Annotated in this window: 1 protein-coding gene; it reads right to left on the reverse strand. The window is 49.6% G+C overall.

Annotated features, from left to right (window positions below; translation table 11 throughout):
- Positions 1-232, reverse strand: a 232-nt coding sequence (locus AC1RPJ_RS08350; protein WP_481762943.1) for a hypothetical protein, incomplete at both ends; no start/stop codon positions are given.

A 232-nucleotide genomic window follows, 5' to 3' on the forward strand; every position in this document is an offset into this window, starting at 1 on the left:
GAAGTCGTCTACGGCCATTCCGTTTTCGTCGGTACCGCCGCCTCGGATTATGTACTCATCCTCACGAACGATCGCCACCTTACCCTTGGGCTTGGCCTTTACCCGACGATTCTGAATTTCCTCCATTTCGGACTCCGAAAGAAGTCCCGGAAATAGATTGTAGTCACCAGATTCTGCCAACGCCTCAAGATGATCCGTTACGCTGTTGACCTTCGAATAATCAATCTTTTTC

The organism is Dellaglioa sp. CoH-57-MRSF-17, assembly GCF_056782015.1.